22 protein-coding genes are annotated in these 25784 nt (G+C 69.7%); 13 read left to right on the forward strand and 9 right to left on the reverse strand.

Annotation, left to right across the window (positions count from 1 at the left end):
• Positions 1 to 19: 19 nt before the first annotated feature.
• Entirely contained in the window at positions 20 to 2362 is a 2343-nt protein-coding gene (locus tag KIT25_05175; protein ID UYN96335.1) for a xanthine dehydrogenase family protein molybdopterin-binding subunit, read from the reverse strand.
• Positions 2363 to 2493: 131 nt separating this feature from the next.
• Here KIT25_05175 and KIT25_05180 point away from each other — a divergent pair, with 131 nt between their 5' ends.
• The 6 genes from KIT25_05180 (at position 2494) to KIT25_05205 (ending at position 9123) form a co-directional block, all read left to right on the forward strand.
• Entirely contained in the window at positions 2494 to 3822 is a 1329-nt protein-coding gene (locus KIT25_05180; protein ID UYN96336.1) for a tetratricopeptide repeat protein, read from the forward strand.
• Between the two features lie 100 nt (positions 3823 to 3922).
• A complete protein-coding gene (locus KIT25_05185; protein ID UYN96337.1) occupies positions 3923 to 4942 on the forward strand; it encodes an adenosine deaminase in 1020 nt (339 codons plus the stop codon).
• Positions 4914 to 5843, forward strand: coding sequence for a hypothetical protein (locus tag KIT25_05190; GenBank protein ID UYN96338.1), 930 nt, complete (start codon positions 4914 to 4916; stop codon positions 5841 to 5843). Before KIT25_05185 ends, KIT25_05190 begins: the two co-directional genes overlap by 29 nt.
• Positions 5844 to 6053: 210 nt before the next feature.
• A complete protein-coding gene (locus tag KIT25_05195; protein ID UYN96339.1) occupies positions 6054 to 6212 on the forward strand; it encodes a hypothetical protein in 159 nt (52 codons plus the stop codon).
• Between the two features lie 17 nt (positions 6213 to 6229).
• A complete protein-coding gene (locus tag KIT25_05200) occupies positions 6230 to 7639 on the forward strand; it encodes a hypothetical protein (protein ID UYN96340.1) in 1410 nt (469 codons plus the stop codon).
• 32 nt (positions 7640 to 7671) lie between these two features.
• Entirely contained in the window at positions 7672 to 9123 is a 1452-nt protein-coding gene (locus tag KIT25_05205; protein UYN96341.1) for a hypothetical protein, read from the forward strand.
• Positions 9124 to 9137: 14 nt separating this feature from the next.
• Here KIT25_05205 and KIT25_05210 read toward each other — a convergent pair whose 3' ends face one another.
• Positions 9138 to 12197, reverse strand: a complete 3060-nt coding sequence (locus tag KIT25_05210) for a PD40 domain-containing protein (GenBank protein UYN96342.1) — start codon at positions 12195 to 12197, stop codon at positions 9138 to 9140.
• Positions 12198 to 12300: 103 nt separating this feature from the next.
• Here KIT25_05210 and KIT25_05215 point away from each other — a divergent pair, with 103 nt between their 5' ends.
• The 5 genes from KIT25_05215 to KIT25_05235 are packed head-to-tail and all read left to right on the forward strand — an operon-like array spanning position 12301 to position 16734.
• The gene (locus KIT25_05215; GenBank protein UYN96343.1) at positions 12301 to 12759 is read left to right on the forward strand and encodes an SRPBCC family protein; all 459 of its coding nucleotides are present in this window, start codon (positions 12301 to 12303) and stop codon (positions 12757 to 12759) included.
• Between the two features lie 59 nt (positions 12760 to 12818).
• Positions 12819 to 13943 (forward strand): FAD-binding oxidoreductase, encoded by a 1125-nt coding sequence (locus KIT25_05220; GenBank protein UYN96344.1) that lies wholly within the window; start codon positions 12819 to 12821, stop codon positions 13941 to 13943.
• On the forward strand, positions 13924 to 14217 hold the full coding sequence (locus tag KIT25_05225) for a (2Fe-2S)-binding protein (protein ID UYN96345.1): 294 nt from the start codon (positions 13924 to 13926) through the stop codon (positions 14215 to 14217). Before KIT25_05220 ends, KIT25_05225 begins: the two co-directional genes overlap by 20 nt.
• Complete coding sequence (locus KIT25_05230) at positions 14214 to 15593, forward strand: FAD-dependent oxidoreductase (protein UYN96346.1); 1380 nt, start codon at positions 14214 to 14216, stop codon at positions 15591 to 15593. Before KIT25_05225 ends, KIT25_05230 begins: the two co-directional genes overlap by 4 nt.
• A 13-nt stretch (positions 15594 to 15606) precedes the next feature.
• The gene (locus KIT25_05235; protein ID UYN97829.1) at positions 15607 to 16734 is read left to right on the forward strand and encodes an FAD-binding oxidoreductase; all 1128 of its coding nucleotides are present in this window, start codon (positions 15607 to 15609) and stop codon (positions 16732 to 16734) included.
• Here KIT25_05235 and KIT25_05240 read toward each other — a convergent pair.
• Both KIT25_05240 and KIT25_05245 read right to left on the reverse strand, forming a co-directional pair.
• Positions 16710 to 17633, reverse strand: coding sequence for a glutathione S-transferase family protein (locus KIT25_05240; protein UYN96347.1), 924 nt, complete (start codon positions 17631 to 17633; stop codon positions 16710 to 16712). The genes KIT25_05235 and KIT25_05240 overlap by 25 nt on opposite strands.
• Before the next feature lie 7 nt (positions 17634 to 17640).
• Positions 17641 to 18090, reverse strand: coding sequence for a GNAT family N-acetyltransferase (locus KIT25_05245; protein UYN96348.1), 450 nt, complete (start codon positions 18088 to 18090; stop codon positions 17641 to 17643).
• A gap of 74 nt (positions 18091 to 18164) precedes the next feature.
• Between KIT25_05245 and KIT25_05250 the strand changes: the two genes are divergently transcribed.
• Together KIT25_05250 and KIT25_05255 are read left to right on the forward strand one after the other, a co-directional pair.
• On the forward strand, positions 18165 to 19331 hold the full coding sequence (locus KIT25_05250) for an alpha-hydroxy-acid oxidizing protein (protein ID UYN96349.1): 1167 nt from the start codon (positions 18165 to 18167) through the stop codon (positions 19329 to 19331).
• Positions 19332 to 19399: 68 nt separating this feature from the next.
• Complete coding sequence (locus KIT25_05255; GenBank protein ID UYN97830.1) at positions 19400 to 20104, forward strand: ZIP family metal transporter; 705 nt, start codon at positions 19400 to 19402, stop codon at positions 20102 to 20104.
• An 18-nt stretch (positions 20105 to 20122) separates the two neighbouring features.
• Here the strand turns inward: KIT25_05255 and KIT25_05260 are convergent, their stop codons facing one another.
• From KIT25_05260 to KIT25_05280, 5 genes are read right to left on the reverse strand one after another with little or no spacing between them, the layout of a single operon-like run.
• The gene (locus KIT25_05260; protein UYN96350.1) at positions 20123 to 21085 is read right to left on the reverse strand and encodes a dipeptide ABC transporter ATP-binding protein; all 963 of its coding nucleotides are present in this window, start codon (positions 21083 to 21085) and stop codon (positions 20123 to 20125) included.
• The gene (locus KIT25_05265; protein UYN96351.1) at positions 21082 to 22110 is read right to left on the reverse strand and encodes an ABC transporter ATP-binding protein; all 1029 of its coding nucleotides are present in this window, start codon (positions 22108 to 22110) and stop codon (positions 21082 to 21084) included. The genes KIT25_05260 and KIT25_05265 overlap by 4 nt, the downstream gene beginning before the upstream one ends.
• Entirely contained in the window at positions 22110 to 23000 is an 891-nt protein-coding gene (locus KIT25_05270) for an ABC transporter permease (GenBank protein ID UYN96352.1), read from the reverse strand. The genes KIT25_05265 and KIT25_05270 overlap by 1 nt, the downstream gene beginning before the upstream one ends.
• A gap of 5 nt (positions 23001 to 23005) precedes the next feature.
• Positions 23006 to 23926 (reverse strand): ABC transporter permease, encoded by a 921-nt coding sequence (locus tag KIT25_05275; protein ID UYN96353.1) that lies wholly within the window; start codon positions 23924 to 23926, stop codon positions 23006 to 23008.
• 26 nt (positions 23927 to 23952) lie between these two features.
• Positions 23953 to 25554 carry an ABC transporter substrate-binding protein gene (locus KIT25_05280; protein ID UYN96354.1) on the reverse strand — a complete coding sequence of 534 codons (1602 nt, stop codon included), beginning with the start codon at positions 25552 to 25554 and terminating at the stop codon, positions 23953 to 23955.
• Positions 25555 to 25784: the final 230 nt, after the last annotated feature.

The raw sequence follows: 25784 nt of genomic DNA on the forward strand, positions 1-25784 counted from the left end.
GGGAGGAATCGATTCGCCCTTATGCGGCTTGCTTCTTGCGGTTGGCCTGGATGACCGCCCACAGGCTGGCGGCGGTCACCGGCATGTCGACGTGCCTGACGCCGGTGTGCGCGTGGATCGCGTCGACGATGGCGTTGACCACGGCGGGCGGCGCGCCGATGGCGCCCGCTTCGCCGGCGCCCTTCACGCCGAGCGGGTTGGTGGTGCACAGGCTGTTGTGCATGTCGAACTTGACGGGCGGCACCACGTCGGCGCGCGGGAAGGCGTAGTCCATGAAGCTGCCGCTGAGCAGCTGTCCGGAGTCGTCGTCGTAGACCGTGCGCTCGGTCAGCGCCTGGCCGACGCCCTGGCCGACGCCGCCATGGACCTGGCCCTGCAGCAGCAGCGGATTGAGGGCGGTGCCGAAATCGTCCATCACCGTGTAGTTCAGGATGTCGATGGTGCCGGTGTCGGGATCGACCTCGAGCTCGCAGACATGGCAGCCGTTGGGAAAGGTGTCGGCGGTCGGCGTGCGGGTGAATTCCTCGTCGAGGCCGGGCGTCTCGCCGGCCGGCACGTGCTTCGGATCCTTCGCCGCCTTCGCCACCTCGAACAGGCTGACGGTGCGGTCGGTGCCGACGATGCGGAATGTGCCGTCCTTGTAGTCGATGTCGCCGGCGCTGGCCTCGAGCACGCTGGCGGCGACCAGCTTGCCCTTGGCGATGATCTTGTCGGCGACGCCCAGGGTGGCCGCACCGGTCACCGAAACCATGCGGCTGCCGCCGGTCATGCCCTGCGGCACGACGTCGGAATCGCCCTGCACGACGTGGATCCTGTCGGCGTCGATGTCGAGCCGCGCCGAGGCGACCTGGCGCAGCGCCGTCTCGTGGCCCTGGCCGTTGGTCTGGTTGCCGACGAAGAGGGTGAGCGTGTCGTCGTCGTTGAACTTCACGATCGCGCCCTCGGGCGAGCCGCCGCCGCACTTCTCGACATAGGTCGCGAGCCCGATGCCGCGCCACCTGCCGCGCTGCAGCGACTGCGCGCGGCGGGCCGGGAAGCCCGCCCAGTCCGCCTTGGCCATGCCGGCGCGCATCACGCCCTCGAAGTCGCCGGAGTCATAAGTGTCGCCGAGCGAGGTCTTCCACGGCATCTGGCTCTTCTTGACGAAGTTGCGGGCGCGGATCGCGTCGGGCGACTGGCCGGTCTCGCGGGCGATGTGATCGACGAAGCGCTCCACCAGATAGGCCGCCTCGGGACGGCCGGCGCCGCGATAGGCGTCGGTCGGCACGGTGTTGGTCATCACGCCCTTGACGTTCACGTAGACCGCGGGCGTCTGGTAGAGGCCGACCAGCATCGAGCTGCCGGCCATCGTCGGGATGAAGGCGCTGAAGTGGCTGAGATAGGCGCCGAGCGCGGCGTAGGTCGTGATGCGGCAGCCGAGGAAGCGGTTGTCCTTGTCGAGCGCCATCTCGGCGATCGAGACGTGGTCGCGGCCCTGGATGTCGGACTGGAAGGCCTCCTGGCGGTCGGGGATCCACTTCACCGTGCGCTTGAGCGTGCGGCTCGCCCACACCGCCATGGGATATTCGGGATGGACGAAGATCTTCATGCCGAAGCCGCCGCCGACGTCGCCGGTGCGCACGCGCAGCTTGTCCGAGCCGATCTTGAGGATCATGTCGGCGATGACCGGGCGGATCACATGCACGCCCTGGCAGCTCACCCACAGGGTCGAACGGTCGTTCCCGGCATCGTACTCGGCGATGGCGCCGCGCGGCTCCATCGAGTTCACCACCAGCCGCTGGTTGACGATCCGCAGCTCGACGGTGCGCGCCGCCCTGGCGAAGGCGGCGTCCGCGCCCGCCTTGTCGCCCATCTGCCAGTCGAAGACGATGTTGTCCTTGATGTGGTCGTGCACCAGCGGCGCGCCGGGCTGGGCCGATTCGAAGGTGCCGACGGTGTGCGGCCGCGCCGCGTAGTCGACCTCGATCAGCTCGGCGGCGTCCTTGGCCTGCTCCAGCGTTTCGGCGACGACCAGCGCCACCGGATCGCCGACATGGCGCACCCGGCCGTGCGCCAGCATCGGGCGCGGCGTGTCGGCACGCTGCGTGCCGTCGCGATTCTCGATCGGCACCAGGCAGGGCAGGTCGCCGAAGCCCGCCTTCTTCACGTCCTCGCCGGTCAGCACCAGCAGCACGCCGGGCGCCTTCCTCGCCGCCGCGGTGTCGATCGACTTGATGTCGGCATGGGCGTGCGGCGAGCGCAGCACATGGAGGCGCGCGGCCGGCGCGCTCAGCTTCGTGTCGTCGGTGTAGCGGCCGCCGCCCGTCAGCAGGCGGGAATCCTCGACGCGGATATGCGACTGACCGATGCCGAACTTCGCCATGAATACCTCCGTTTGGGGCGAGGTTAGCAAACCCCGCGAAACACACGACACATTGTTTTTCCCCCGGGAAATGGCCGGGAAACCGGCGGGGCCTATGCCGTTCCTCCCCGAACCCGAAGCAAGGACCCGCCATGACCCCCAAGGATTCCCACGGCCATCCACTGAGCGGCGCCTCCGCCGCCGCGCGCGACCACTACGAACGCGCGCTGGGCCTGTTCCGGCTCTACAGCGGCGACCCGGTGGCGGCGGCCGACATGGCCATCGCCGCCAGCCCCGGCTTCGCCATGGCGCACCTGCTCAAGGCCTGGCTGAACGCGCTGAGCTCGGAGGCTGGCGGCATGGACGCCGCGCGCGACTGCGTCGCGACGGCGGCGCCGCTGGCGCGCACGGCGCGCGAGAAGGGCCATCTCGCCGCCCTCGGGCACCTGGTCGAGGGACGCTGGCACGAGGCTGCGCGCGCGCTGCTGCGGGTCAGCGCCGACCATCCGCACGACCTGCTGGCCTTGCAGGCCGGCCATCAGCTCGACTTCTTCACCGGCAATTCGCGGCTGCTGCGCGATCGCGTCGCGCGCGCCCTGCCGGAATGGCACACCCAGATGCCGGGCTACCATGCGCTGCTCGCCATGCATGCCTTCGGTCTCGAGGAAATGGCCGACTACGCCCGCGCCGAAGCCGTCGGCAAGAGGGCGGTCGAGATGGAGCCGCGCGATTCGTGGGCGCAGCACGCCGTGGCGCACGTCCTGGAGATGCAGGGCCGCACCGGCGACGGCATCGCCTGGATGCGCGCCAACCCCGACGGCTGGAGCCGCGACAGCTTCTTCGCCGTCCACAATTGGTGGCACCTCGCGCTCTATCACCTCGACCGCGAGGAGATCGACGAGGTCATGAAGCTGTTCGACGGGCCGATCTACGGCGCGCGCTCGGCGGTGGTGATGGACCTGATCGACGCCTCGGCCATGCTGTGGCGCCTGCACCTGCGCGGCCTGCCGGTCGGCGACCGCTGGCACGGCGTCGCCGACAACTGGGTGCCGCACGCCTCGAGCGGGCACTATGCCTTCAACGACGCGCACGCCGTCATGGCCTTCATCGGCGCCGGCCGTCCCGGCCAGATCGAGGCGGTGCTCGACGCCCAGCAGCAGGCGATGAAGCAGGCCGGCGACAACGCGATGTTCACCCGCGACGTCGGCCGCCCGGTGACGCTGGCGCTGCTCGACTTCGCCCAGGGCGACTACGCCTCGACGATCCGGCGCCTGCAGCCGGTGATCCCGATGGCGGCGCGCTTCGGCGGCAGCCACGCCCAGCGCGACCTGCTCGACCTGACGATGCTCGAGGCGGCGCTGCGCCTGCCCGACCCGGGCCTCGCGCGTGCGATCACCGCCGAGCGCCGCATGGTCAAGCCCAACAGCCGCCACGCCCAGCTCTGCTTCGACCGCGCCCGCACGATGAGCGCCGCGGCCTAGCACGCCCCCCTTCGTCGGCGTGTGACGCCGACACTTCCCCCGACGACGGGGGAAGAGAGGGGGGTTGCGGGCGGAGGCGGCCTCGCGCCATAGGTGGTCGATGACCGACCTCGCCCGCTTCGTCGCCGGCATGCCCAAGGCCGAGCTGCACATCCACATCGAAGGCAGCCTCGAGCCCGAGATGATGGTCGCGCTGGCGGCGCGCAACGGCGTTCCGCTGCCCTATGCCGACGTCGAGGCGGTGCGCGCCGCCTATCGCTTCGGCAACCTGCAGGACTTCCTCGACCTCTATTACCAGGGCATGGGCGTGCTCAGGGTCGAGCAGGACTACTACGACCTCGCCATGGCCTATCTGCGCCGCGCCGCCGCGCAGAACGTGCGCCATTGCGAGATCTTCTTCGATCCGCAGGGCCACACCGGGCGTGGCGTCGCGTTGCAGACGGTGATGGACGGGCTGTGGCACGCGCTGAAGGACGGCGAGCGCGAGCTCGGCGTCGGCGCGGCGCTGATCCTCTGCTTCCTGCGCCATCTCGACGAGGCGGACGCCGAGCGCACGCTCGATGCGGCGCTGCCGTGGCGCGAGCGCTTCATCGGCGTCGGTCTCGATTCGTCGGAGAAAGGCAATCCGCCGTCCAAATTCGAGCGCGTCTTCGCCCGGGCGAAGGCGCTGGGCTTCAAGGCGGTGGCCCATGCCGGCGAGGAGGGGCCGGCGGAGTATGTCCGCCAGGCGCTCGACCTCCTGAAGGTCGATCGCATCGACCACGGCAACCATGCGCTGGAGGATCCGGCGCTGGTGGCGCGGCTGGTGCGCAAGGGGATGGCGCTCACGGTCTGCCCGCTGTCGAACCTCCGGCTGTGCGGCGTGCCCGACATGAAGGACCATCCGCTCCGGCACATGCTGCAATTGGGATTGAAGGCGACGGTGAACTCCGACGACCCGGCCTATTTCGGCGGCTACGTGAACGAGAACTACCTGGCGGCCGGCGAGGCGCTCGGCCTCGCGCGCGGCGACATCGTCACCCTGGCGCGCAACGGCTTCGAGGCGGCGTTCTGCGACGATGCGACGAAGCGGCGCCACCTTTCCGAGCTCGATGCCTACGACCGCCTATCTCGCGGCTGAGGGCTTCGAGGCGCAGCTCGCCGAGGAACTGCGGCGCGCCGGCGTCGAGTCCCGCGCGCGCCACGGCCGCCTGCTGATCGCCGACGGACCGCCGGTCGCCGCCGCCTGGGCCGCCAACGTCTGGCACGATTGTGTCGAACTGGCAGTGCCGTCGATCGGCGCGGCGGCCACGGCGCTGCGCGCGATCCAGCGCAATTGGGCGATGTACGCGCCGCTGCACCATCGCCGCGCCGCGCTGATCCAGGATCGCCTGCCGCACGTCTCGGCCCGGCCGATCGTCTTTCCCGCCGCCGCGCCCGCCGCGCCGCTCGGGTCGTGGACCCTGCTGGCCCCCGACCGGATGCTGGCCGCGGCGCGCTGCAGTTCTCCCTTCGCCAACGGCGTGGTCGCCTTCGTCGAGGACAAGGCGGGCCCGCCCAACCGCGCCTATCTCAAACTGTGGGAGGTGCTGGTGCGGCTGGGGCGCTGGCCGCGGCCGGGCGAGCGCTGCCTCGATCTCGGCGCCTCGCCCGGCGGCTGGACCTGGGGGCTGGCGACGCTCGGTGCGGAGGTGATCGCCGTCGACAAGGCGCCGCTCGTGCCCGAGGTCGCCACGATGGCGGGGGTGAGCTGGCGCGGCGAGAGCGCCTTCGCGCTGGCGCCGGAGAGCGTCGGTCCGGTCGACTGGCTGTTCTCCGACATCGTCTGCTATCCGGCGCGGCTGCTGCGCCTGGTCGAGCGTTGGCGCCAGTCCGGGCTGGTCGGGAACTTCGTCTGCACCCTCAAGTTCCAGGGCGAGACCGACCACGACACCGCCGCCGCCTTCGCCGCGATCGCAGGTGGGCGCGTCATGCACCTGCACCACAACAAGCACGAGCTTACTTTCGTCCGTGCAGGAACGACGGAATCCCGAGCAGGCTGACGAGCTGGGACTGTGTGATTCGCGAACGCGAGTCAGTCGCGGTCCACAGGCACCTTCGCTACCTCAAAAAACTCGTCCGCGACCTTGCAATGGGCGACACGTAAGGAAGAGTTCCCTCCTCGCCGATTTGGGTGTCGCTGTCGCGATCTTGGCCATCTAAACTGAAGCGATGCCGGGATTTTGGGGGCTGACATGGCAGGAGATGTGCTGTTGGCGATCGCGGTTCTCGTCGTGACGACGGGATGGGCACGAACGATCGCAACGGGCCACGCCGCCGCGGCGGGCTTTGCCGACGAGATCGTCCCTATCATTCATCATAAGCGGATGCCGACCTACAAGCTCGTCGCCGGCAATCCGGAGAACCTGTAGTCGGCCGGGGCGGCGCCGTGAGATTCCAGCGCACGACTCTGGCGGCGATCCTCGCCGCGAGCCTCGCGGCGGCGCCGGTCGCCGAGGCGCAGCAGTATTTCACCGGCATGCGGGCGGGCGACTGCGCCCGCATGGGCGGACGGATCAACGTCTATACCGGGCCGGTCGGCAGCGACATCGGCGAGTGCTACGTGCCGCCGCGAATGGGTGGCGGCGGTGGTGGTGGTGGCTCTTATTCCCCGGGCTACGCGGGAGGCGGTGGCAACGACGCCGCGGCGATCGCGCTCGGCGTGGCGGCGGGCATCATGCTGCTCGAGCTGCTCGTCAACATCGCCGACCAATGGGGCAGGGAGAGCGGCCCGCCGAGCGGCATCTCCGGATCTCCGAACACGCGCGGCCTCGCCCAGCCGCTGACGTTTCCGGCGAAGTCCTATCTCGATTCGCCGCAGTTCATCGACGAGTTGACCAAGGCGAAGGAACGCAACGCCCAGCGCGACACGGCGACCTCCGACGTGCAGGATTTCGTGCGGCGGCGCGGTCAGCGCAATGCGCTGAGCGGCACGCGCTGCAACGGCTATCCGGCGACGCGCGAGGGCGTCACGCAATGTCACCTCGCCGCCGCGACGGCGCTCGAGGGGCGGGCCGGGGCGTGTCGCGACGAGGCCTGCAAGAGCGCCAACCTGCACGGTGCGGCGGCAGCGCGATGCACGGTCGGCTTCGATCCGGCGCCCGACAACATGGACGTGTTCTCGCGCCAGTGCGCGCGCTCGCCCGGCGAGTACGCGCGCTTCAAGAAGCGCCTGGATGAGTACTTCCCCTGGGCGGACGACGTGAAGAGCGCCCGGCAGATCCGTCGCACACGTGAGGAGGTGCGCGGCTCGCTGTACGCCAACCCCAAGGAGCGCCGCGACGCGCTTCGCCGCGAGCCGCTGGGACGGGACGTCGAGGTCGAAATCCAGTGGCGCGACGCCCAGGGCAACGTGCTGCACCGCTATGACACGAAAGTCGATTCACGCTGCCTCGACGACGCGGCATCGGCCACCATCTGCGATCTCGCCTGGAAGGCGCGCGCCTCCAAAATCCGGGGCTGGAGGCCCGACACACCGTTCAACTGCGGCCGCGCCCGTGGCAACTGGGAGGGCGACATCGTCAACGGCTACTGCCGCTATCCGGGCTCCGACCGCCCGGCGTGGACGCCGCAGCCCTATGTCGCCGAGGATCTCAAGGTGCTCGGCACGACGGTCGACAATGCCCTGCGACTCGATCAGGAGGGACACGTGCAGGGTGCGTATCGCCAGGCGCTCTACGCCGAGCAGGTCCTCGGCACGATCATGATGCTGAGCACCACGATGTCGCCCCCGGAACGCGAGGCGGCGCTCGACAGCGGCCTTGCCCAGATCGATCGCCTGGTACGCGCCTTACGCTGAGGTCCAAGATGCGCCTTCTCCGATCGGTTTCGATGTCGACGGCTCCGCTGCTGACGGTTCTGCTGCTGGCGGCCTGCCAGCCGGAAGCCGCCCCGCCGGCGGCGGGCTCGGTGTCGCTCGCGGCGGCCGCGCCGCCCGCGGGTCGCCTGCCCAACGACGTCGCGCTGCGTCCGGCCCGAGGCACCTGGACCGCCGAATTCGCCGGCCGGCTGTTGCGGCTTTGGAATGTCGAGCAGGAGCGGACCAATTCCTTCGAGCATCGCTGGGACTGGATCGCCAATCCCGTGTTGCCCGACACCGCCTGGCAGCCCGATCTGGACTATCCCCCGCACCAGGAACTCTACCGACAGCCGCTGTCCGAGATCTGCCGCAAGCTCGACCGCGACGACGACGACTCTGTCTTCTGGAACTGCGATTCCAAGATGCTGGCACGCCTGGAGCACTCGCTCTATCGCTACACGCTCGGCGACCGGGCGGACGCCGCCTCGACCGCGCAATGGTTCCTCGCCGATTTCGGCCGCGTCGAGGCGTTCGCTTCCAGCGCCAAGGCCTGCAAGCAGGCGTTCGACTTCAACTGTGTTCGCGTGCTGCGCGATCTGCCACTGCTGTTCGCCATCGTCGGACGGCCGGCGGAGGCGCGGCGGGCGCTCGCCCTGCTCGACGTCTGGAACTCGAGAGGGCAGACGCAGCAGGACTACGATCAACGCCGCGCCGAGGCGATCAGCGCCGTGGTGGGCGGACTGTACGTCATGGGTCAGCTCGACGACCTTTTCGCCTTCGCCCGCCTCATGCCGTCCGAGCCGTTGGTGCGGGACGGCGTCGCGCGCGCGCTCAACGCCGGCATCGCCCGCTCGAACGATCTCGCGGGCAAGCGCGCCCTGCTCGCCGCCTTCGCCGCCGTGCGACGTTCCCTGGACGGCGGCTCGCTGGAGCAGGCGAGCCTGCAACTGGCCCTGGACTGCAATACCGCGCACGTGGCGCTGGACGGCGGCGACGAGGCGGCGGCGCGATCGGCATTCGCCGGACTGGTGTCGCGCTACGAGCGGATGGAGGCCGACGTCGTCGGCGAGGCGGGCTTCTGCCTGTGGCGGCTGGCGCCCCGGGTGCAGGCGCAGGCCGAACAGGGTCGCATCGTCGCCGCCATGGAGGCCAGGCGCGAGACCAATGCCAAGGCCGTCGAAGCGGCGGTCGCCGGCAACTTCGAGCGGGTGCGGCAGGCCGATATCGAGAATTCGCAGAAACTGCTCGGGCCACTGACGATGCACCACCATCAGGACCAGGTGACGCGGGCCTATGTCGGCATGCCGTTGCGCTACGCGCTCGATCCCCGACCGATCGGCCCCCTGCTCGTTCGGCCGGAGGCGTTCGAGGAGCACCTGGTCGGCGCGCTCGAGCTCACCAAGGAAGTGCCGAAGGATCGCACGCAGTATTACGGGCTGCTCGCCGTGCTGGCCCTGGAACGGCACATCTATTTCGGCGACTAGGCCCGCACCGCGCGTCAGCGGGACGTCAAGTTTCGTTCCGGACAAAGCGGCGTGATCGGCCGGGGCGGCAAGAAGAGGGCCGCGCGCTTGGTCGGCGGCAAGAGAGCGGGCAGCGCGGCGCACGCCTTGTCGACAAGGGCCTGCGTCGACACGACGTAGGGCCACAGCATGCCGCTCGTCTCGCCATCCCATGTCGCTATGAATTGGCCTCGCGGTCCGATCGCCAGCCCGGCGTAGTCCTGTGCGAAGCCCGGCAAGACATCGATCAGGCTGCCGCTCTCGATGTCCCAGACGCGCAGTCTGGCGTCGGTCGCCGAGGTGACGAGTCGGCGCCCGTCGGGCATGAACACAGCCCGCGCCACCCACTTTTCGTGGCGCAGTCCCCGTAGCAGCCGGGCCGAGTCGGCGTGCCACAGTTGCACCGGCTCGTCGTAGCCGTAGTGGTGCTGAACGGTCACGACGATCCCGCCGTCCGGCGAAAACGATGCGCCCGTCACAGGCGCCGAATGCTTCAGGACCGCAAGCGGCGCTCCCGTCGCGGCATCCCACAGGCGCGCCGTGCGGTCGTCGGCCGACGTCAACAGACGCTTGCCGTCGGGCGAGAACGACAGGCTCGAGATTTCGACTCGCATCTCGCCGTCGTTCTCGTCGCTGTCGTTGGGTGCCTTGTCATGGCCCCGGATACTGGCCAGTACGCGCCCGCTCGATGAGTCCCGCAGGATGATCAGCCCGTCGGAGGAGCGGCTCGCCAGCTTCGATCCATCGGGCGAAAACGCGAGCCCGGTGATGCCTTCCCGATGCCCCTCCACGATTAGCCGAGTCTTGCCGGTTTCGGCGTCCCACAGTCCGACCGCCTCCACAGCCGGTTCTCCCTTCGCGGCGCCGGCGATGGTGCGGCCATCGGGCGAAAAAACGCCCTGGCCGTTGTACCCGGCCAGCACTCCGGCAGGGCGGCGGTCGGCCACGTTCCACAACCTGCCCCGACCGAAGCCCGCCCGGGTGAGCAGGAGCCGGCCGTCGGGCGAGAACACCGGCGGCCAGTACTCATCGTGGCCGATGCCCAGCTCCCCCTCGACGATCCAATCGGGGAGGCTTGCGATCGACACCTTCTGCTCCGGCGAGACCGCCGCGGCCCGTGTTCCGTCCGGCGCGTAGGCGACGGTGCGGATGGGCGTCGCCTCGTCGCCGAACGCAGTCGCGCGTTCGGCCGGAGTCTGGCGCCAGATGCGGGCCGTGCCGTCCCGAGACGACGTGATCACGCGCCGTGCCTCGGGGACGAACGCGATCCAGGATACGTCGAGTTCATGGCCGCCCAGCGTGGCGAGCGACGTTCCCCGACGATCCCACAGGCGCGCGGTACGATCGGCCGACGCCGTGCCGATCATCGTGCCGTCGGGCGAGAAGGCGACGCTCTGCACGCTGCCGTCGTGACCTTCGAGTACGGTCGTTTCATCGCCCTCCAGATCCCAGAGCCGTGCCGTGCCGTCCTGCGAGGCGGCGACGACGTGTCGTCCGTCCGGAGAGAAGGCGGCCGAGAACACGGCCGACTCGTGGCCTTCCAGAACCCGGAGCTGCCGGCCCGTTTCGGCCTCCCATACTCGCGCGGTACGGTCGAAGCCCGTCGTCAACACGTGCTTGCCGTCCGGCGACAGGGCGAGCGACGTGATCAGGACGAAGTGGGGTCCATCGCCCTGTTCGTGCCCTTTCATGAGCGCGCGCTCGGCGCCGTCGGCCAGGGTCCAGCGCCGGAGCGTGCCGTCGAAGCCGGCCGTGAAGGCGCTTCGTCCGTCGACCGCGAAGCGCACGATGTTCACCGGCAGCCCGCCGTGTCCGTCGAGGGTCAGGACAAGGCGGCGGGTCTCGACGTCCCACAGCCGGGCCGTGCCGTCGAACGATCCCGTGAGGACCCGCCGGCCGTCGGGTGACACGGCGACGTCGCGGATGTTCTGGCGATGGCCGCCGAGGGCACCGAGAAGGCGGCCGTCGCGCGCCTGCCAGAGAAGCGCCTGCTTGCCGCCGGCGGTGACGATCGTCCGTCCGTCGGCCGCGAAAGCGATCGCGAGCACGTCGTCGGCGTGACCCCGCAGCACGAGCGATTCGGCCTTCCCCGAGATGGACCAGAGATGGACGTCTCTGCCCGAGGAGACTGCGAGCCACGTGCCGTCGGGCGACACGGCGCTGGCAAGCAGCGGCGCATCAGCGCGTCCGAGGATGCGCTCTTCGTGCAGGCCGCGCAGTGCCTGGCGCAGAGCCGCCTCGGCCTCGGCCACATAGGGCCGGTCGGGCGAGGCGACATGGCGCGGCAAGGCCTCGAGCGCGAGTGCGAGCGCCGCGCCATGGTCGCCGCGCGCGATCATCGCCTGTGCCGTCTGGGCCATGACCCGGGAGCCGCTCGCGAGCGCCTCGGCGAGACGGTCCTCGGCCAGCCGCATTTGCTGCCAGGCGAACAGTCCGCCGGCGGTGGCCGCGATCGCCAGGACGAACAGGCCGACGGCCGCCGCGCCGGCGATCCGGCGCGTCCGCCGGTGCTGTCGCACGTCTTCCCCCGAAATGTCGGCCAGGCTCTTGCCGTGCAGGGTTGCGGCCAGCTTGGCGACCACCTGCTGGAAGCGCGGCTCGCGCTCCGAAAGCTGATCGGCGCCGCGCACCCACGAGAGGTCGAGCCAAAACGGTTCGCCGGCGAACTTGCCGACCATCTCCGGCGGCAGGGCGTCGGTGGCGGTCCAGTCGAAGTCGCCGGCGGCGTCGTCCCACCGCATCCGTCCGTCGGTCAGGACGATCAGGAGTCCGTCGGTGGAGCGACGCTTCAACCAGTGCTCGACCTCGCCACGGCACCACTTGGAGGCTGCCGCGCGGGGAGACGCCAGAAAGACGAAATAGCGGGCCTGGTCGAGGGCCTGGAGAATGATGGCGTTGAGGCTCGACGACGCCGCCAGATCGGTCTCGTCGCGAAAGACAGCGAGAGCGCGGCGCTTCCACCAGGGCTTGGCGAACCGGTGGAGAGCGCGTTGGAGGCGTGGAGCAAGACGTCCGTCGGCCGAATGACTGTAGGATATGAAGGCGTCGTACTTCACGTGCCGGAAACTTGCCTCATGACTGCGCCTGTTTCCAGAAATTCCGGCGAGCGATGTCGGATCGCGGCTTACCCGTCCGTCTTCAAGGCAGGAGGACCCATCCATGTCTCAGACTGCCGATACCCACACCATCCGGCTCCATCGCGTCCTGCGCGCGCCGCCGGAGCGCGTCTACCGCGCCTTTCTGGACGCCGACGCCCAGGCCAAGTGGCTGCCGCCGAACGGCTTCACCTGCAAGGTCCATCACATGGATGCCAGGGTGGGCGGCGGCTTCCGGATGTCGTTCACCAACTTCACCACCGGCAAGAGCCATTCCTTTGCCGGCGAGTACCTCGAGCTGATCCCGAGCGAGCGCCTGCGCTACACCGACCGCTTCGACGATCCCAACCTGCCCGGCACGATCACCGTGACGGTGACTCTGAAGAAGGTGTCCGTCGGCACCGAGATGAACATCGTGCAGGAAGGCGTGCCCGCCGTGATCCCGGCCGAGGCCTGCCACCTCGGCTGGCGGGATTCGCTTGCCCTGCTCGCCCTGCTGGTCGAGGCCGAAATCCCCGAATAAGCCGGCCATCGACGCACGATGTGGCGCGAGCTTCGGCCGGTCCGTAGAGTGCGAGGTGGATGGCCGGGAAAGAGTACGACGTCGCGGTGGTCGGTGGCGGGCTGGTTGGCGCTGCCACCGCCTGGGGGCTGGCGCGTGCGGGTTGCCGCGTGGCGCTGCTCGACGAGGGCGATCGCGCGGTGCGCGCGAGCCGCGGCAACTTCGCGCTGGTCTGGGTACAGTCCAAGGGACTCGGCATGGCCGAGTACGCCGCCTGGACGGTGCGCTCCTCGGAGGCGTGGGCCGGCTTCGCCGCCGCGCTGAAGGACGAGACCGGCCTCGATGTCTGCTTCGAGCGGCCGGGCGGCTTCCATCTCGCGCTGTCGGAGCGCGAACTGGAGGCGCGCGCCAACACGCTGAAGCGCCTGCACAACCAGCCCAACATGGTGCAGTACCGGGCCGAGATCCTGGACCGCGGCGAGGTGGCGAAGATGCTGCCCGACATCGGGCCGGAGGTGGTGGGCGGCAGCTATTGCCCGCTCGACGGCCACGTCAATTCGCTGCGCCTGTTGCGCACCCTGCACACGGCGATCGCCGCGCGCGGCGTCGCCTATCTGCCGAGCCATCGCGTCGACGCCATCGGGCGGGACGACGGCATGTTCCGACTCGCCACGACGCAGGGCGAGGTGCACGCCGGCCGGATCGCGCTCGCCGCCGGCAATGCCAACATGCGGCTCGCGCCCATGGTCGGGCTCGAGGCGCCGATGGTGCCGGAGCGCGGACAGATCGTCGTCACCGAGCGGCTGCGGCCGTTCCTGCGCCACCCCGTGGTGACCCTGCGCCAGACCGACGAGGGCACGGTCATGATCGGCGATTCCAAGGAGGAGGGCACCGATCCGTCGCACATCACGCTCGGCGTCAGCGCCACCGAGGCCGAGCGCGCGGTGCGCATGTTCCCCTTGCTGGCCCGCGCTAACGTCGTGCGCACCTGGGCGGCGATCCGTGTCATGACGCGGGACGGCTTCCCGATCTACGACGAATCGGCCACGCATCCCGGCGCCTTCGTGCTGTGCTGCCATTCCGGCGTCACGCTCGCGGCCAACCACGCCCTCACCGTGGCGCCGATGATCGCGAGAGGCGCCCTCGACGAGGCGCTGGTCGCCCCCTTCAGCGCGCGGAGGTTTCATGTTCACGCGGGTGGTTGAGGCGGGTGCCTCGCTCACGATCACGGTCGACGGCAGGAAGATCGCGGCGCGCGAGGGCGACACCGTGGCGGCGGCCCTGCTGGCGGCGGGCATCGTCGCCAGCCGGACCACACCGGTGGGCGGCGCCGCCCGCGCGCCCTACTGCCTGATGGGCGTGTGCTTCGACTGCCTGGTGACGATCGATGGCGTGGGCAGCCGGCAGGGCTGCCTGGTGGCGGTGCGCGAGGGCATGAAGGTCGAGACCCAGAAGGGCCGGCGCGAGGCCGGACGATGAAGGACGCCTACGACATCGCCATCGTCGGCGCGGGGCCGGCGGGGCTGGCGGCGGCGAGCGTCTGTGCGCGCGCCGGCCTGTCGACCGTGCTGCTCGACGAGAATCCCCGGATCGGCGGCCAGATCTATCGCGCCGTCACCGCTACTCCGGTCGCGAACCGCGCCATCCTCGGCGAGGACTACTGGGCGGGTGTCGCGCTCGCCGCCGAAGCCGAGGCGAGCGGCGCGGAGATCGTCACCGGCGCCACGGTGTGGAGCCTCGACGCCAGTCTCGAGCTCGGCGTCTCGGTGGCCGGCAAGGCGCGGATGATCCGCGCCCGCCGGGTGATCGTGGCGACGGGCGCGCTCGAAAGGCCGTTTCCCATTCCCGGCTGGACCCTGCCGGGCGTGATGACCGTGGGCGCGGCGCAGACGGCGCTCAAGGCGCACGGGCTGGTGCCGGAAGGCAGCGTCATGCTGGCCGGCAGCGGGCCGCTGCTGTGGCTGCTGGCGGCGCAGATCGCGCGCACCGGGCGCAAGCTGCAGGCCGTCCTCGACGTCACGCCGCGCGCCAACCGACTGCGCGCCGCGCCCCATCTCGTCGACTTCCTGCTGTCGCCCTACTGGCGCAAGGGGCTCGCCCTCGTGCGCGAGGTGAAGGCCCGGACGCCGGTGATCCGTGTCGACCGGCTGGAAGCTCGCGGCGACGGCAGGTTGCGCGAGATCGCCTTCGACGGCACGAGCCTGCCGCTCGATGTCCTGCTGCTGCATCAGGGCGTGGTGCCGAACGTCAACCTCGCCATGGCCGCCGGCGTCGCCCATCGCTGGAACGAGCGGCAACTCTGCTTCGAGCCGGTGCTCGACGGGGATTTCGCCAGCTCGGTGCCGGGCATCGCCGTGGCGGGCGACGGCGCGGGCATCGCCGGCGGCACGGCGGCGGCCGAGCGCGGGCGCATCGCGGCGATCGCGGCGGTGCGCGCGCTGCGGCCCGACGCCAACCTGCCCGATCCGCACGAAGCGCGCCGGCGGCTGCGGCACGAGGAGCGCGGCCGTGCCTTCCTCGACGAGCTCTATCGTCCCGCGGTGCGCTACCGGCAGCCGATGGGGGACACGCTGGTCTGCCGCTGCGAGGAGGTGACGGCCCGCCAGGTGCGCGAGGCGGCGCGACTGGGATGCGAGGGCCCGAACCAGATGAAGGCGTTCCTGCGCACCGGCATGGGGCCGTGCCAGGGCAGGATGTGCGGCCTGACCGTCACCGAGTTGATCGGCGCCGAGCGCGGCATCGTGCCGGAGCAGGTCGGCTACTTCCGCCTGCGCCCGCCGGTGAAGCCGATCACGCTCGGCGAACTCGCCTCGCTGCCGATCGGCGAAGCCGAACGCCGGGCGGTGGAGCGGTAGTGGCGCCGCCATGATGCCGCAGACGGCCGACGTCGTCGTCATCGGCGGCGGCCTGCACGGCTGCTCGACGGCACTGCATCTGGTGCTGCGCGGGCTGAGGGTCGTCGTCGTCGAGAAGGACCATGCCGGGCGGCACGCCTCGGGCGTGAATGCCGGCGGCGTGCGCCAGCTCGCGCGCCATCCCGCCGAGATCCCGCTCTCGATCGCGTCGATGGAGCTGTGGGAGCGCATCGAGGATCTGGTCGGCGACGATTGCGGCTTTTCGAGCCATGGCACGGTGCTGGTCGCCGAGAGCGAGGCGGAACTCGCCGGCTTCCGCGCCCGCGTCGACGATCTTCGCCTGCAGGGCTACACGCATGAGGAGCCGATCGACCGCGCCGAGCTCAGGCGGCTGGTGCCGGCGGTGGCCGACCATTGCCCCGGCGGCGTGGTCTCGCGACGCGACGGCGCGGCCGATCCGTTCCGCACCACCCAGGCGTTTCGCCGCCGCGCCGTCGAGAAGGGCGCCGAGGTGATCGAGGGAACGACGGTGACCGGCCTCGCGCGTCATGGCGCCGTCTGGCGCGTCACGACGAGCGCGGGCGTGATCGAGGCGCCCAAGGTGGTCAACGCCGCCGGCGCCTGGGCCGACCGCATCGCCGCGGCGCTGGGCGAGCCGGTGCCGCTCGAGGTCTTCGCGCCGATGCTGATGGTCACCAGCCCGCTGCCCGCGTTCATCGATCCGGTGGTGATCCTGCGCAGCCGCAAGCTCTCGTTCAAGCAGCGCGACAACGGCACCGTGGTGATCGGCGGCGGCCATCGCGCGACGCCGCATCGCGACGAGAACCGCACCGTGATCGACTGGCGGGCGCTCGCGACCTCGGCGCGGACGGTGTGGGAGCTGTTCCCGGTCATGCGCGCGGCGACCATCGTGCGCGCCTGGGCCGGCATCGAGGCGCGCATGCCCGACGATCTTCCCGTCGTCGGGCCGAGCGCGACGTCGGAAGGCGTCTACCACCAGTTCGGCTTTTCCGGCCACGGCTTCCAGCTCGGACCCGCAACAGGCGCCGCGATGGCCGAGCTGATCGTCACGGGCGCAACCAACATCCCGCTCGAAGCGCTCGGCATCCGGCGCTTTCAGCGCGCGGCCCGCCAGTCGTAGCCCAGGCGCGGGAAATGCACGGCGACCTCGCCGACCTCCGGATCGGCGCGCAGCAGGGCGATCTCGTCGGCGTCGACGAACAGCACCTCGCCTTCGGTCCAGTCGCGCGCATTGTCGGACGGCCGCACGCGGGCGTGCCGGCCGGGCAGGGGATCGCCATCCTGCGGCCGGGAGGCGCGCGGCGTCGCCGGCGCGGCGGCACGCGCGACGGCCAGCGCCTCGTCGGCGGCCATGTCCGTGCGCGCGCCGTGGCCGATGGCCGCCATGCGATCGCGCCATGCCAGAAGCGCGGGGTAGGACGACAGTTCGGCGCGGCAGTCGATCCGGCGGCCGCGGAAGAACCAGACGACGTGATAGGCCGCGAAGTCGGCGATGCAGGGTCCCCGGCCCAGCAGGTAGGGCCGTCCGTCCGCGAGCATGTCGGCCAGCCACCCGAGCTGCGGCCGCACGAGATGGCGGTTGCGCTCGGCCGCGGCCTTCACCGCGTCGAGCGACGGCGGCGGCAGGCCGTGCAGCCTGGCGCGATCCTCGTGCAGGCCCGGCGGCATGTGCTCGGCGTTGATGCCCGAGACGAACAATGCGACGGGGCGCATGAACTGGTGCTCGGCCCACCAGGCGATGGCCTCCGCGGCGCCGCGCGATTCGGCGGGAAACAGCGTCGGCAGCGGCACGCGGCGCTCGAGCTCGCGCGCGATCAGCCGGGTGTCGCACCACAGATCGGCGCCCTCCTGCAGGACGGGGATGCGACGGTAGGCGCCGGTGAGCGGCGCGAGCCTCGGCTTGGGCAGGATGGGCGGCTGCTCGACGCTGCGCCAGGCCAGGCCCTTGTAGCCCAGCATCAGCCGCGCCTTCTCGGCGAAGTTGGAGAAGTCGTAGTGATGGAGGATCAGCTCGCCCATCGGCCGCTCACCAGCCGTCCATCACGTAGTAGACCTTCTCCTCGCGGCGCATGCCGAGCCGGTCGTAGAATCGCTGCGAGCCGGCATTGTCCTGGCCAGTGGTCCACACGACGTTGGTGTCGCCACGTTCCTTCGCCAGCGCCTGGATGGCCTCGATCAGTTTCTCGCCGACACCCTGCGAGCGCGCCTCGGCCGCGACGTAGAGTTCCTTGAGAAAGAGGCCGTGGGTCAACTTTTCCGCGGGGAAGTAGGGGTTGAGGATGGCGAAGCCCACCAGCCGCCCGTCGTTTCGTTCCGCGACCAGGCACAGCGTGCCGCCAGGCGAGGCCGCCGTGAGGAATGCGGCACCCGCGGTGCCGGCGCCCTCTGGGATCTCGTTGCCGTAGTGGTGCTCGTAGTCCTCCAGCAGGAAAGCGAGCTGGGCTTCGTCGCCGCGTTGCGCGTGTCTGATTTGCATGGCGGTTCGTCTAACATCGCTGGCAAGCGGCGGCAAAGCCCGCCAAGATCGCGGCAAATCGGGGAAAGGAAGCGATGGACGGCGTCATCAATATCGAAGACCTGCGCAAGCTGGCCAAGAAGCGGCTGCCCAAGATCGCCTACGACTTCATCGAGGGCGGTACCGACGACGAGGTCGGCCTCGCCACCAACGAGCAGGCCTTCCGCCGGGCGCGGATCGTGCCGCGCTATCTGGTGGACGTGACGGTGCGCGATCAGTCGACCACCCTGTTCGGCCGCACCTATTCGAGCGTCATCGGCATCGCCCCGACGGGACTCGCCGCGCTGTTCCGGCGCGGCGCCGATCTCATGCTGGCCGAGGCCGCGCGCGACGCCAACGTGCCCTTCATCATGTCGGGCTCGAGCACCGCCTCGATCGAGGATCTGGCCAAGGTCGCGCCCGACCACGGCTGGTACCAGCTCTACTCGGCCAAGGACCCGATGGTGTCGGAGGACATGATCAAGCGCGTGAGCGACGCCGGCCTGAAGACCCTGGTCTTCACCGTCGACGTGCCGGAAGGCTCGAACCGGGAGCGCAACGTGCGCAACGGCTGGGGCCGGCCGCTCAAGCTCAGCCTGGCGACCAAGCTCGAAGCGCTGGAGCACCCGGCGTGGATGCTGGAATGGCTGCGCCACGGCACGCCCTATTTCGACAACTGGGCGAAGTATGCGCCGGCCAAGGACGCCAACACGGTGGCCGACTTCGTCGCCGCCCAGAACCGCGCGCCGATGACGTGGAAGCATGTCGAGCGCTATCGCGAGCTGTTCAAGGGCAACTTCGTGCTCAAGGGCATCATGCATCCCGACGACGCGCTGCGCGCCCACGCGCTGGGCGTCGACGGCATCATGGTCTCTAACCATGGCGCGCGGCAGCTCGACAACGCGCCGTCGCCGCTCGAGGTGCTGCCGGCGATCCGCGACGCGGTCGGCGACAAGATGACCGTGATGTTCGACGGCGGCATCCGCCGCGGCCTCGACGCGCTGATCGCGCTCTGCATGGGCGCCAGGTTCTGCTTCGTCGGCCGGCCGACGCTCTACGGCGTCACCGCGGGCGGCCTCGCCGGCGCGACCAAGGCGCTGCAGATCTTCCGCCGCGAGATCGACCTCAGCATGGCCCAGATCGGCGCCGCCCGGATCGCCGACCTCGGGCCGCACTTCATGATGTGGAAGGACGAGGAGGATCTGCGCCGCAACCGGCGGTGATCACGTCGACCATCGCCCTCGGCACGCTGGCGAGTCTCCTCGCCGGCCTCTGCAGTGCGGTCGGGGCGCTGCCGGTCCTCGTCGTGCGGCGCCTGTCCGAACGCATCCAGGATCTGCTGCTCGGCTTCGCGGCCGGCGTCATGCTCGCGGCGTCGTTCTTCTCTCTCATCATCCCGGGTCTCGACGTCGCCCAGCAGCAGGGCTTCGGCAAGCTGGGCGCGGTCAACCTGGTGATCGCGGGCCTGCTGCTGGGCGCGGCGACATTGTGGAGCGTGCATCGCCTCGTGCCGCACGAACATTTCGTGCTTGGCCGCGAGGGGCCCTGCACCGAGCGTGTCCGCCGCATCTGGCTGTTCGTGCTGGCGATCACCCTGCACAACTTCCCCGAAGGGCTCGCGGTCGGGGTGAGTTTTGGCGACGAGGCCGGGCGCGGCATGGCGGTCGCCACGGGAATCGGGCTGCAGAACATTCCCGAGGGGCTCGCGGTCGCCGTGGCGCTGATCGGCCTGCACTACAGCAAGGCGCAGGCCTTCGGAGTGGCGTTGCTCACCGGCCTGGTCGAGCCGATCGGCGGCTTCGTTGGCGTCGCTGCGGTCACCGTGGCGACGTCGCTGCTGCCCTGGGGGCTGGCCTTCGCCGCCGGCGCCATGATCTTCGTCATCAGCGACGAGATCATCCCCGAGACGCACCGCCGCGGCTTCGAGCACCACGGCACGGCCGGCCTGATGGTCGGCCTGGTGGTGATGATGTTCCTCGACGTGATGCTCGGGTGAAGGCGACCGGGCCGGCCGTCAATCGTAGAGGTGGCAGGCGACCATGCGGCGTTGCACCTGCGTGAGCCGCGGCGCTTCGGCGGCGCAGCGCGGCGTGGCGTGCGGGCAGCGCGGGTGGAAGTGGCAGCCGGACGGCGGATTGAGCGGACTCGGAACCTCGCCCGGCAGCACCGTGTCCTCGCGCCGCTCGTCGGGATGGCTGGGCAGGGCGGCGGCGAACAGCGCCTTGGTGTAGGGGTGCAGGCCGTTGGCGGCCAGCGTCTGCGCCTCGCCGCTCTCCACGATCTTGCCGAGATACATGACCACGATCTCGTGGCTCATGTGGGCGACCGCGGCGAGGTCGTGGGCGATGAAGAGGTAGGACAGGCGCAGCCTGTCCTGCAGGTCGCGCAGCAGGTTCAGGATCTGGGCGCGGATGGAGACGTCGAGCGCCGACACGGGCTCGTCGAGCACCACCAGCTTGGGCGACAGGACGAGCGCGCGGGCGATGGCGATGCGCTGGCGCTGTCCGCCCGAGAATTCGTGCGGGAAGAGGTCGGCCGAGCGCTCGGGCAGGCCGACCAGGTCGAGCAGTTCGAGCGTGCGCCGGCGAAGCTCGGCCGCGGAAACCTTTTCGTTCATCAGCAGTGGCTCGCCGATGATGGTGCTGATCCGCATGCGCGGGTTGAGCGAGGCATAGGGATCCTGGAACACCGCCTGGACCGACCGCCGATAGTGGCGGCGGCCCGCGGCATCGAGCGTGGCGAGGTCGTGGCCATCGAACAGGATGGTGCCCTCGGTCGGCTCCTCGAGACCCAGCACCAGCTTGGCCGTCGTGGTCTTGCCGCAACCGGATTCGCCGACCACGCCCAGCGTCTTGCCCGAATCGATCGAGAATGAGATTCCGTCGACCGCCCGCACCACGCCGCGCGAGCGTCCGAAAACGCCGCGGCGGGCCGGAAAGTGCTTGGTGACAGCCTCGGCGTGCAGGACGGCGGTCATGCTCCGTTGCTCCTCGTGCGCGCCGTCGCGGCCCCGTCGTCGGGCTCGGCCAGCCAGCACCGCGCCGTGTGGTCGTCGTTGACGGCGATCTCCGGCGGCGCCTCGCGGCGGCAACGGGCGACCGCGGCCGGACAACGCGGCGCGAAGGAGCAACCCGGCGGCAAGGAAGCGAGATCCGGCGGCTGTCCCTCGATGGCGGTCAGTCGCTGGCGATTGTCGGTCATGCGCGGGATCGAGCCGAGCAGCGCCTGGGTGTAGGGGTGAACGGGCGCCGAGAAGACACGCGACACCGGCCCCTGCTCGACGATGCGCCCGGCATACATCACCGCCAGGTGGTCGCACATCTTGGCGACGATGCCGAGATTGTGGGTGATGAAGATCAGCGCCAGCCCGTGCTGGCGCTGCAGGTCGGCGAGCAGGTTGAGGTACTGCGCCTGGATGGTCAGGTCGAGGCTGGTCGTTGGCTCGTCGGCGATCAGCAGGCGCGGTTCGCAGGAGATGCCGATGGCGCCGACGATGCGCTGCCGCATGCCCCCCGACATTTCGTGCGGGAACTGGCTCACGCGCGTTTCCGGCGAGGCGATGCGGACGGACTTGAGCAGCTCGATGGCGCGCCTCCACGCTTCCTTGAAACGGGCGCCCTCGTGCACGCGGATCGGCTCGCCGACCTGGTTGCCGATGGAGAACAGCGGATTGAGGGAGGCCATCGGGTCCTGCAGGATCATGGCCACCCGCTTGCCGCGCACGTGCCGCATCTCGGCGTCGGTCTTGTCGAGCAGGTTCTCGCCCTCGAGCATCATGCGGCCGCTGACGATGCGCGCCGCCGGCGGCAGCTGGCGCATGATCGTGAGCGCCAGCGTGCTCTTGCCCGAGCCCGACTCGCCGACGATGCCGAGGGTCTCGCCGGCACCGAGGCGCAGCGTCACGTCGTCGACCGCGCGCACCACGCGGCTGCCCTGCTGGGAGACGTAGTGGGCCGACAGGTGCTCGAGCGAGAGCAGGGGCTGGCGCGACGCGGCCGCCATCAGAGCTGCCGCAGTTGCGGGTCGAGCTTGACGCGCAGCCAGTCGCCGAGGAGGTTGGCCGACAGCACCATCAGCATGATGCAGGTACCGGGCAGCACGGTGAGCCACCAGCGGCCGACCATCAGGCCCTGCTTGCCGTCGGCCATCATCAGGCCCCAGGCGGGCTTCGGCGGCGGCACGCCGACGCCGAGGAACGACAGCGCCGCCTCAGTGACGATGACGATGCCCAGCATCAGCGTGCCGATCACCACTGCCGAATTGATGACGTTGGGCAGGATGTGGCGCCACATGATGAGGTGCTTGGGGCAGCCGGCGACGATGGCGAGGCGCACGAACTCGCGCTGCTTGAGCGACAGCACCTCGCCGCGGATGACGCGCGCGTAGCGCGTCCAGTAGACGCCGCCGAGGATGATGACGATGTTGAACTCGCTGGGGCCGACGATCGCGGCGAGGAAGATGGCGAAGGTGAGCGCCGGCAGGGCGAGCCAGGCGTCGGCCACGCGCATGATGACCTGGTCGACCCAGCCGCCGAGATAGCCCGACAATATCCCCAGCAGGGTGCCGATGGTTCCCGCCACCAGCACCGCGGTGACGCCGACGATCATCGAAACCCGGGCGCCGAAGATCAGCCGCGACAGCACGTCCCGCCCGACATGGTCGGTGCCGAGGAGGTGCGCCATACTGCCGCCGTCCTGCCAGGCCGGCGGGCGGTAGCGCAGCGACAGGCTGCCGACCTGCGGATCGTAGGGCGCCAGGAAGTCGGCGAAGAGCGCGACCAGGGCGATGATCAGAAGGATCGCGATCGGGACGACCGGGACGTCGCGGAACTTCCGCAGCGAAAACCGGCTCGGCGGCGCACCTAGGGCGAGGGAGGGCGTCGTGACGGCCATGGCGCTCAACTCTCCAGACGAATGCGCGGATCGATCACCGCGTAGAGGATGTCGACCAGCAGGTTGACCACGATGATCATGCTGCCGCCGAGCACCACGACCGCCTGGACGATGGGGAAGTCGCGGAAGGTGATGCCCTCGTAGAGCAGCCGCCCGATGCCGGGCCAGGCGAACACCGTCTCGACGACGACGGCGACGTTGATCATCACGACGAGGTTGATGCCGGCCAGCGTGATCACCGGGATCAGCGCGTTCTTGAAGGCGTGCTTGCCGATGACCATCGCCTCCGGCAGCCCCTTGAGCCGCGCCAGCTTGACGTACTCCGAACCCAGCACCTCCAGCATCGACGATCGCGTCAGGCGCATGTGGGCGGCCGCGAAGTACCAGCCGAGCGTGAAGGCAGGCATCACCACGTGCCAGGGCGTGCCCGCTCCGGACGACGGCAGCCATCCGAGATAGACGGTGAAGACCAGGATCAGGACGAGACCGACGAAGAAGGAGGGCAGCGACAGGCCGAGCAGGGTGAAGAGCTTGCCGGCGCTGTCCCAGAAGCCGCCGACGCGGACGGCGGCGAGGACGCCGCTCGGAATGCCGATCACCAGCGACAGGATCATGGCCACCGCCGCCAGCAGCAGCGAGTTGGGCAGGCGCTCGAGGTAGAGGTCGAACACCGGCGTGCGGTAGTAGAAGGACAGGCCCAGGTCGCCGGTGAGGAAGCTCTTCACGAAAAGCCAGTACTGCAGCCATATCGGTTGATCGAGACCGAACTGGCGGCGCAGGTTGGCCATGTCGTCGGCGCTGGCGCCCGGCTCGAGCAGCAGCGCGGTCGGGTCGCCCGTCACCCGGACGAACAGGAAGATGGTGAGCGACAGCAGGAACAGCGAGAGCAGCGAGTAGCCGGTTCGCCGGATGATGTACTGCTTCATGACAGGCGGCCCCTGCTGTCGTCAGCTCACTTCTTCAGGGTCACGTCCTCGTAGGGCGCCGAATAGGCGTGCCCCTTGATCAGGCCGAGGCCCGATTCGCCGACCCGCTTGCCCACGCCGTTGAGGAAGGCGAGCTGCCAGATCGGCGCGTAGACGCTGCGCTCGTGGATGATCTGCTGGATGCGATACAGCAGTTCGGTGCGCTTCTTGACGTCGAGCTCCGTGCCCTGCTTGGCGAACAACTCGTCGATGTCGGGGTAGTTGCCGTAGGCATAGGCCCCACCCTTGACGGCGAAGGCCTCGAGCCGGGTGGCGGCATTGCCGAAGGCGCCCGATGCGCCCTGGATGACGTTCTTGAGCTTCTTCTGGGAATAGGAGCTGAAGAAGGCGGCGCGCTCGAGCGGGCGCATCCTGATGCGGATCCCGGCCTCCTGGAGGTAGTTGATCACCGCCTCGGCGATGTTGGCGTACGAGGTATCGCAGTAGTAGTCGCCGGCATCGAAGCCGCGGCCGTGACCGGCCGCGGCGAGCAGCTCCTTGGCCTTCGCCGGATTGTAGACCGCCGCCGGCGGCTGCCAGTAGAACTCGAAATTGTCCGGAATGATGCTGTTGGTCACCGGCGAGTAGCCGAGAGTCAGCGCCTCGGAGACCGCCTTGTAGTCGATCGCCATCCGGGCGGCCTCGCGCACGCGCTGGTCGTGCCACGGCGACTTCGGATCCCACTGGTCGGCGAAGTAGAGCCAGAACGGCGCCTGGATGACCACCGACTTGAGCGTCAGCCCCGGCGTCTTGCGCAGTTCCTCGGCCAGCTCGCCGCGGATCGAGTAGGCGATGTCGACCTCGTCGCGCTTCAGGGCGGCGAGCCGGGTGCCCTCCTCGGGTACCACGCGGAACACCAGGCGCTTCACCGTCGGCTTCTTGCGCCAGTATCCGTCGAACGCCTCCATCACCAGCTCGACGCCCGGCGTGAAGGACACGAAGCGATAGGGGCCGGCGCCCACCGGCGCCTTCTTGAACTCCTCGTCGCCCACCTTCTCGACGTACTTCTTGGGCACGATCCAGCCGGCGCCGGTCGCCGAGCTGTAGAAGGTGAGGAAGTCGGGCCACGGCTCTTTCAGCACGAATCGTACCGTCTTGGCGTCCGGAGTCTCGACGGCCTTCACGCGCCCCTTGATCATCGTCGAGGAGGTTCCGCGATAGCGCTCGAAGGAGAACTTGACGTCCTCGGCTGTGACCGGGTCGCCGTTGTGGAACTTGGCGCCGGCGCGCACCTTGAACTCGTAGCTCAGCCCGTCCGGCGCCGCCTTCCAGCCCTCGGCCAGGCACGGCTCGGCGGCGTTGCCGGGCATCGGCTTCACCATGGCGTCGTGCATGGCGTACATGATCATGAACGGCGTGATGATGCCGGGCGTCTCGGCCGGATCGAACCATGTCGGCGCCAGCGACACGTGCACCGCCCAGGTCAGTTGCCCGTCGGGGCTCGCCGCCAGGGCCGTGCCGCGCCCCAGGGCGACGATGCCGAGCGCAGACATCGCCATCGCGGCGCGCCGGGTGATGGTTGCAGTCTTCCTGTCGTCAGTTCGTGCGTTGTCGCCCGAATCGCGTCGGATCGCGGTCTTGGTCCGCATTGTCGCCTCCCATTGACGTGCCTACGCAGCAGTGTGGAACTACTTGAACGCGGCGCTACAACGCGCGCGCTGCCCGACAAAGGGCAGCACGGGAAGCCAGCCAACTCCCGGCCGATTCACGGCCGATGTCATTCAGGGCAAACGATCGATCCTTCGCGCGATCATCGTTGCCTCCCTTTGGCATCCGCCCGCTTGGCGCGGGACGGTGATCCACGATGGGATCTTGCCTG

It is taken from the genome of Enhydrobacter sp. (assembly GCA_025808875.1).
In the GTDB taxonomy this organism is placed as follows: Bacteria; Pseudomonadota; Alphaproteobacteria; order Reyranellales; family Reyranellaceae; genus Reyranella.

What these genes read in the sequence shown, in the direction of transcription:
- KIT25_05175 (UYN96335.1), bottom strand. Translation starts at nt 2,362, where the DNA reads ATGGCGAAGTTCGGCATCGGTCAGTCGCATATCCGCGTCGAGGATTCC.
- KIT25_05180 (UYN96336.1), top strand. Translation starts at nt 2,494, where the DNA reads ATGACCCCCAAGGATTCCCACGGCCATCCACTGAGCGGCGCCTCCGCC.
- KIT25_05185 (UYN96337.1), top strand. Translation starts at nt 3,923, where the DNA reads ATGACCGACCTCGCCCGCTTCGTCGCCGGCATGCCCAAGGCCGAGCTG.
- KIT25_05190 (UYN96338.1), top strand. Translation starts at nt 4,914, where the DNA reads ATGCCTACGACCGCCTATCTCGCGGCTGAGGGCTTCGAGGCGCAGCTC.
- KIT25_05205 (UYN96341.1), top strand. Translation starts at nt 7,672, where the DNA reads ATGTCGACGGCTCCGCTGCTGACGGTTCTGCTGCTGGCGGCCTGCCAG.
- KIT25_05215 (UYN96343.1), top strand. Translation starts at nt 12,301, where the DNA reads ATGTCTCAGACTGCCGATACCCACACCATCCGGCTCCATCGCGTCCTG.
- KIT25_05220 (UYN96344.1), top strand. Translation starts at nt 12,819, where the DNA reads ATGGCCGGGAAAGAGTACGACGTCGCGGTGGTCGGTGGCGGGCTGGTT.
- KIT25_05225 (UYN96345.1), top strand. Translation starts at nt 13,924, where the DNA reads ATGTTCACGCGGGTGGTTGAGGCGGGTGCCTCGCTCACGATCACGGTC.
- KIT25_05230 (UYN96346.1), top strand. Translation starts at nt 14,214, where the DNA reads ATGAAGGACGCCTACGACATCGCCATCGTCGGCGCGGGGCCGGCGGGG.
- KIT25_05235 (UYN97829.1), top strand. Translation starts at nt 15,607, where the DNA reads ATGCCGCAGACGGCCGACGTCGTCGTCATCGGCGGCGGCCTGCACGGC.
- KIT25_05240 (UYN96347.1), bottom strand. Translation starts at nt 17,633, where the DNA reads ATGGGCGAGCTGATCCTCCATCACTACGACTTCTCCAACTTCGCCGAG.
- KIT25_05245 (UYN96348.1), bottom strand. Translation starts at nt 18,090, where the DNA reads ATGCAAATCAGACACGCGCAACGCGGCGACGAAGCCCAGCTCGCTTTC.
- KIT25_05250 (UYN96349.1), top strand. Translation starts at nt 18,165, where the DNA reads ATGGACGGCGTCATCAATATCGAAGACCTGCGCAAGCTGGCCAAGAAG.
- KIT25_05260 (UYN96350.1), bottom strand. Translation starts at nt 21,085, where the DNA reads ATGACCGCCGTCCTGCACGCCGAGGCTGTCACCAAGCACTTTCCGGCC.
- KIT25_05265 (UYN96351.1), bottom strand. Translation starts at nt 22,110, where the DNA reads ATGGCGGCCGCGTCGCGCCAGCCCCTGCTCTCGCTCGAGCACCTGTCG.
- KIT25_05270 (UYN96352.1), bottom strand. Translation starts at nt 23,000, where the DNA reads ATGGCCGTCACGACGCCCTCCCTCGCCCTAGGTGCGCCGCCGAGCCGG.
- KIT25_05275 (UYN96353.1), bottom strand. Translation starts at nt 23,926, where the DNA reads ATGAAGCAGTACATCATCCGGCGAACCGGCTACTCGCTGCTCTCGCTG.
- KIT25_05280 (UYN96354.1), bottom strand. Translation starts at nt 25,554, where the DNA reads ATGCGGACCAAGACCGCGATCCGACGCGATTCGGGCGACAACGCACGA.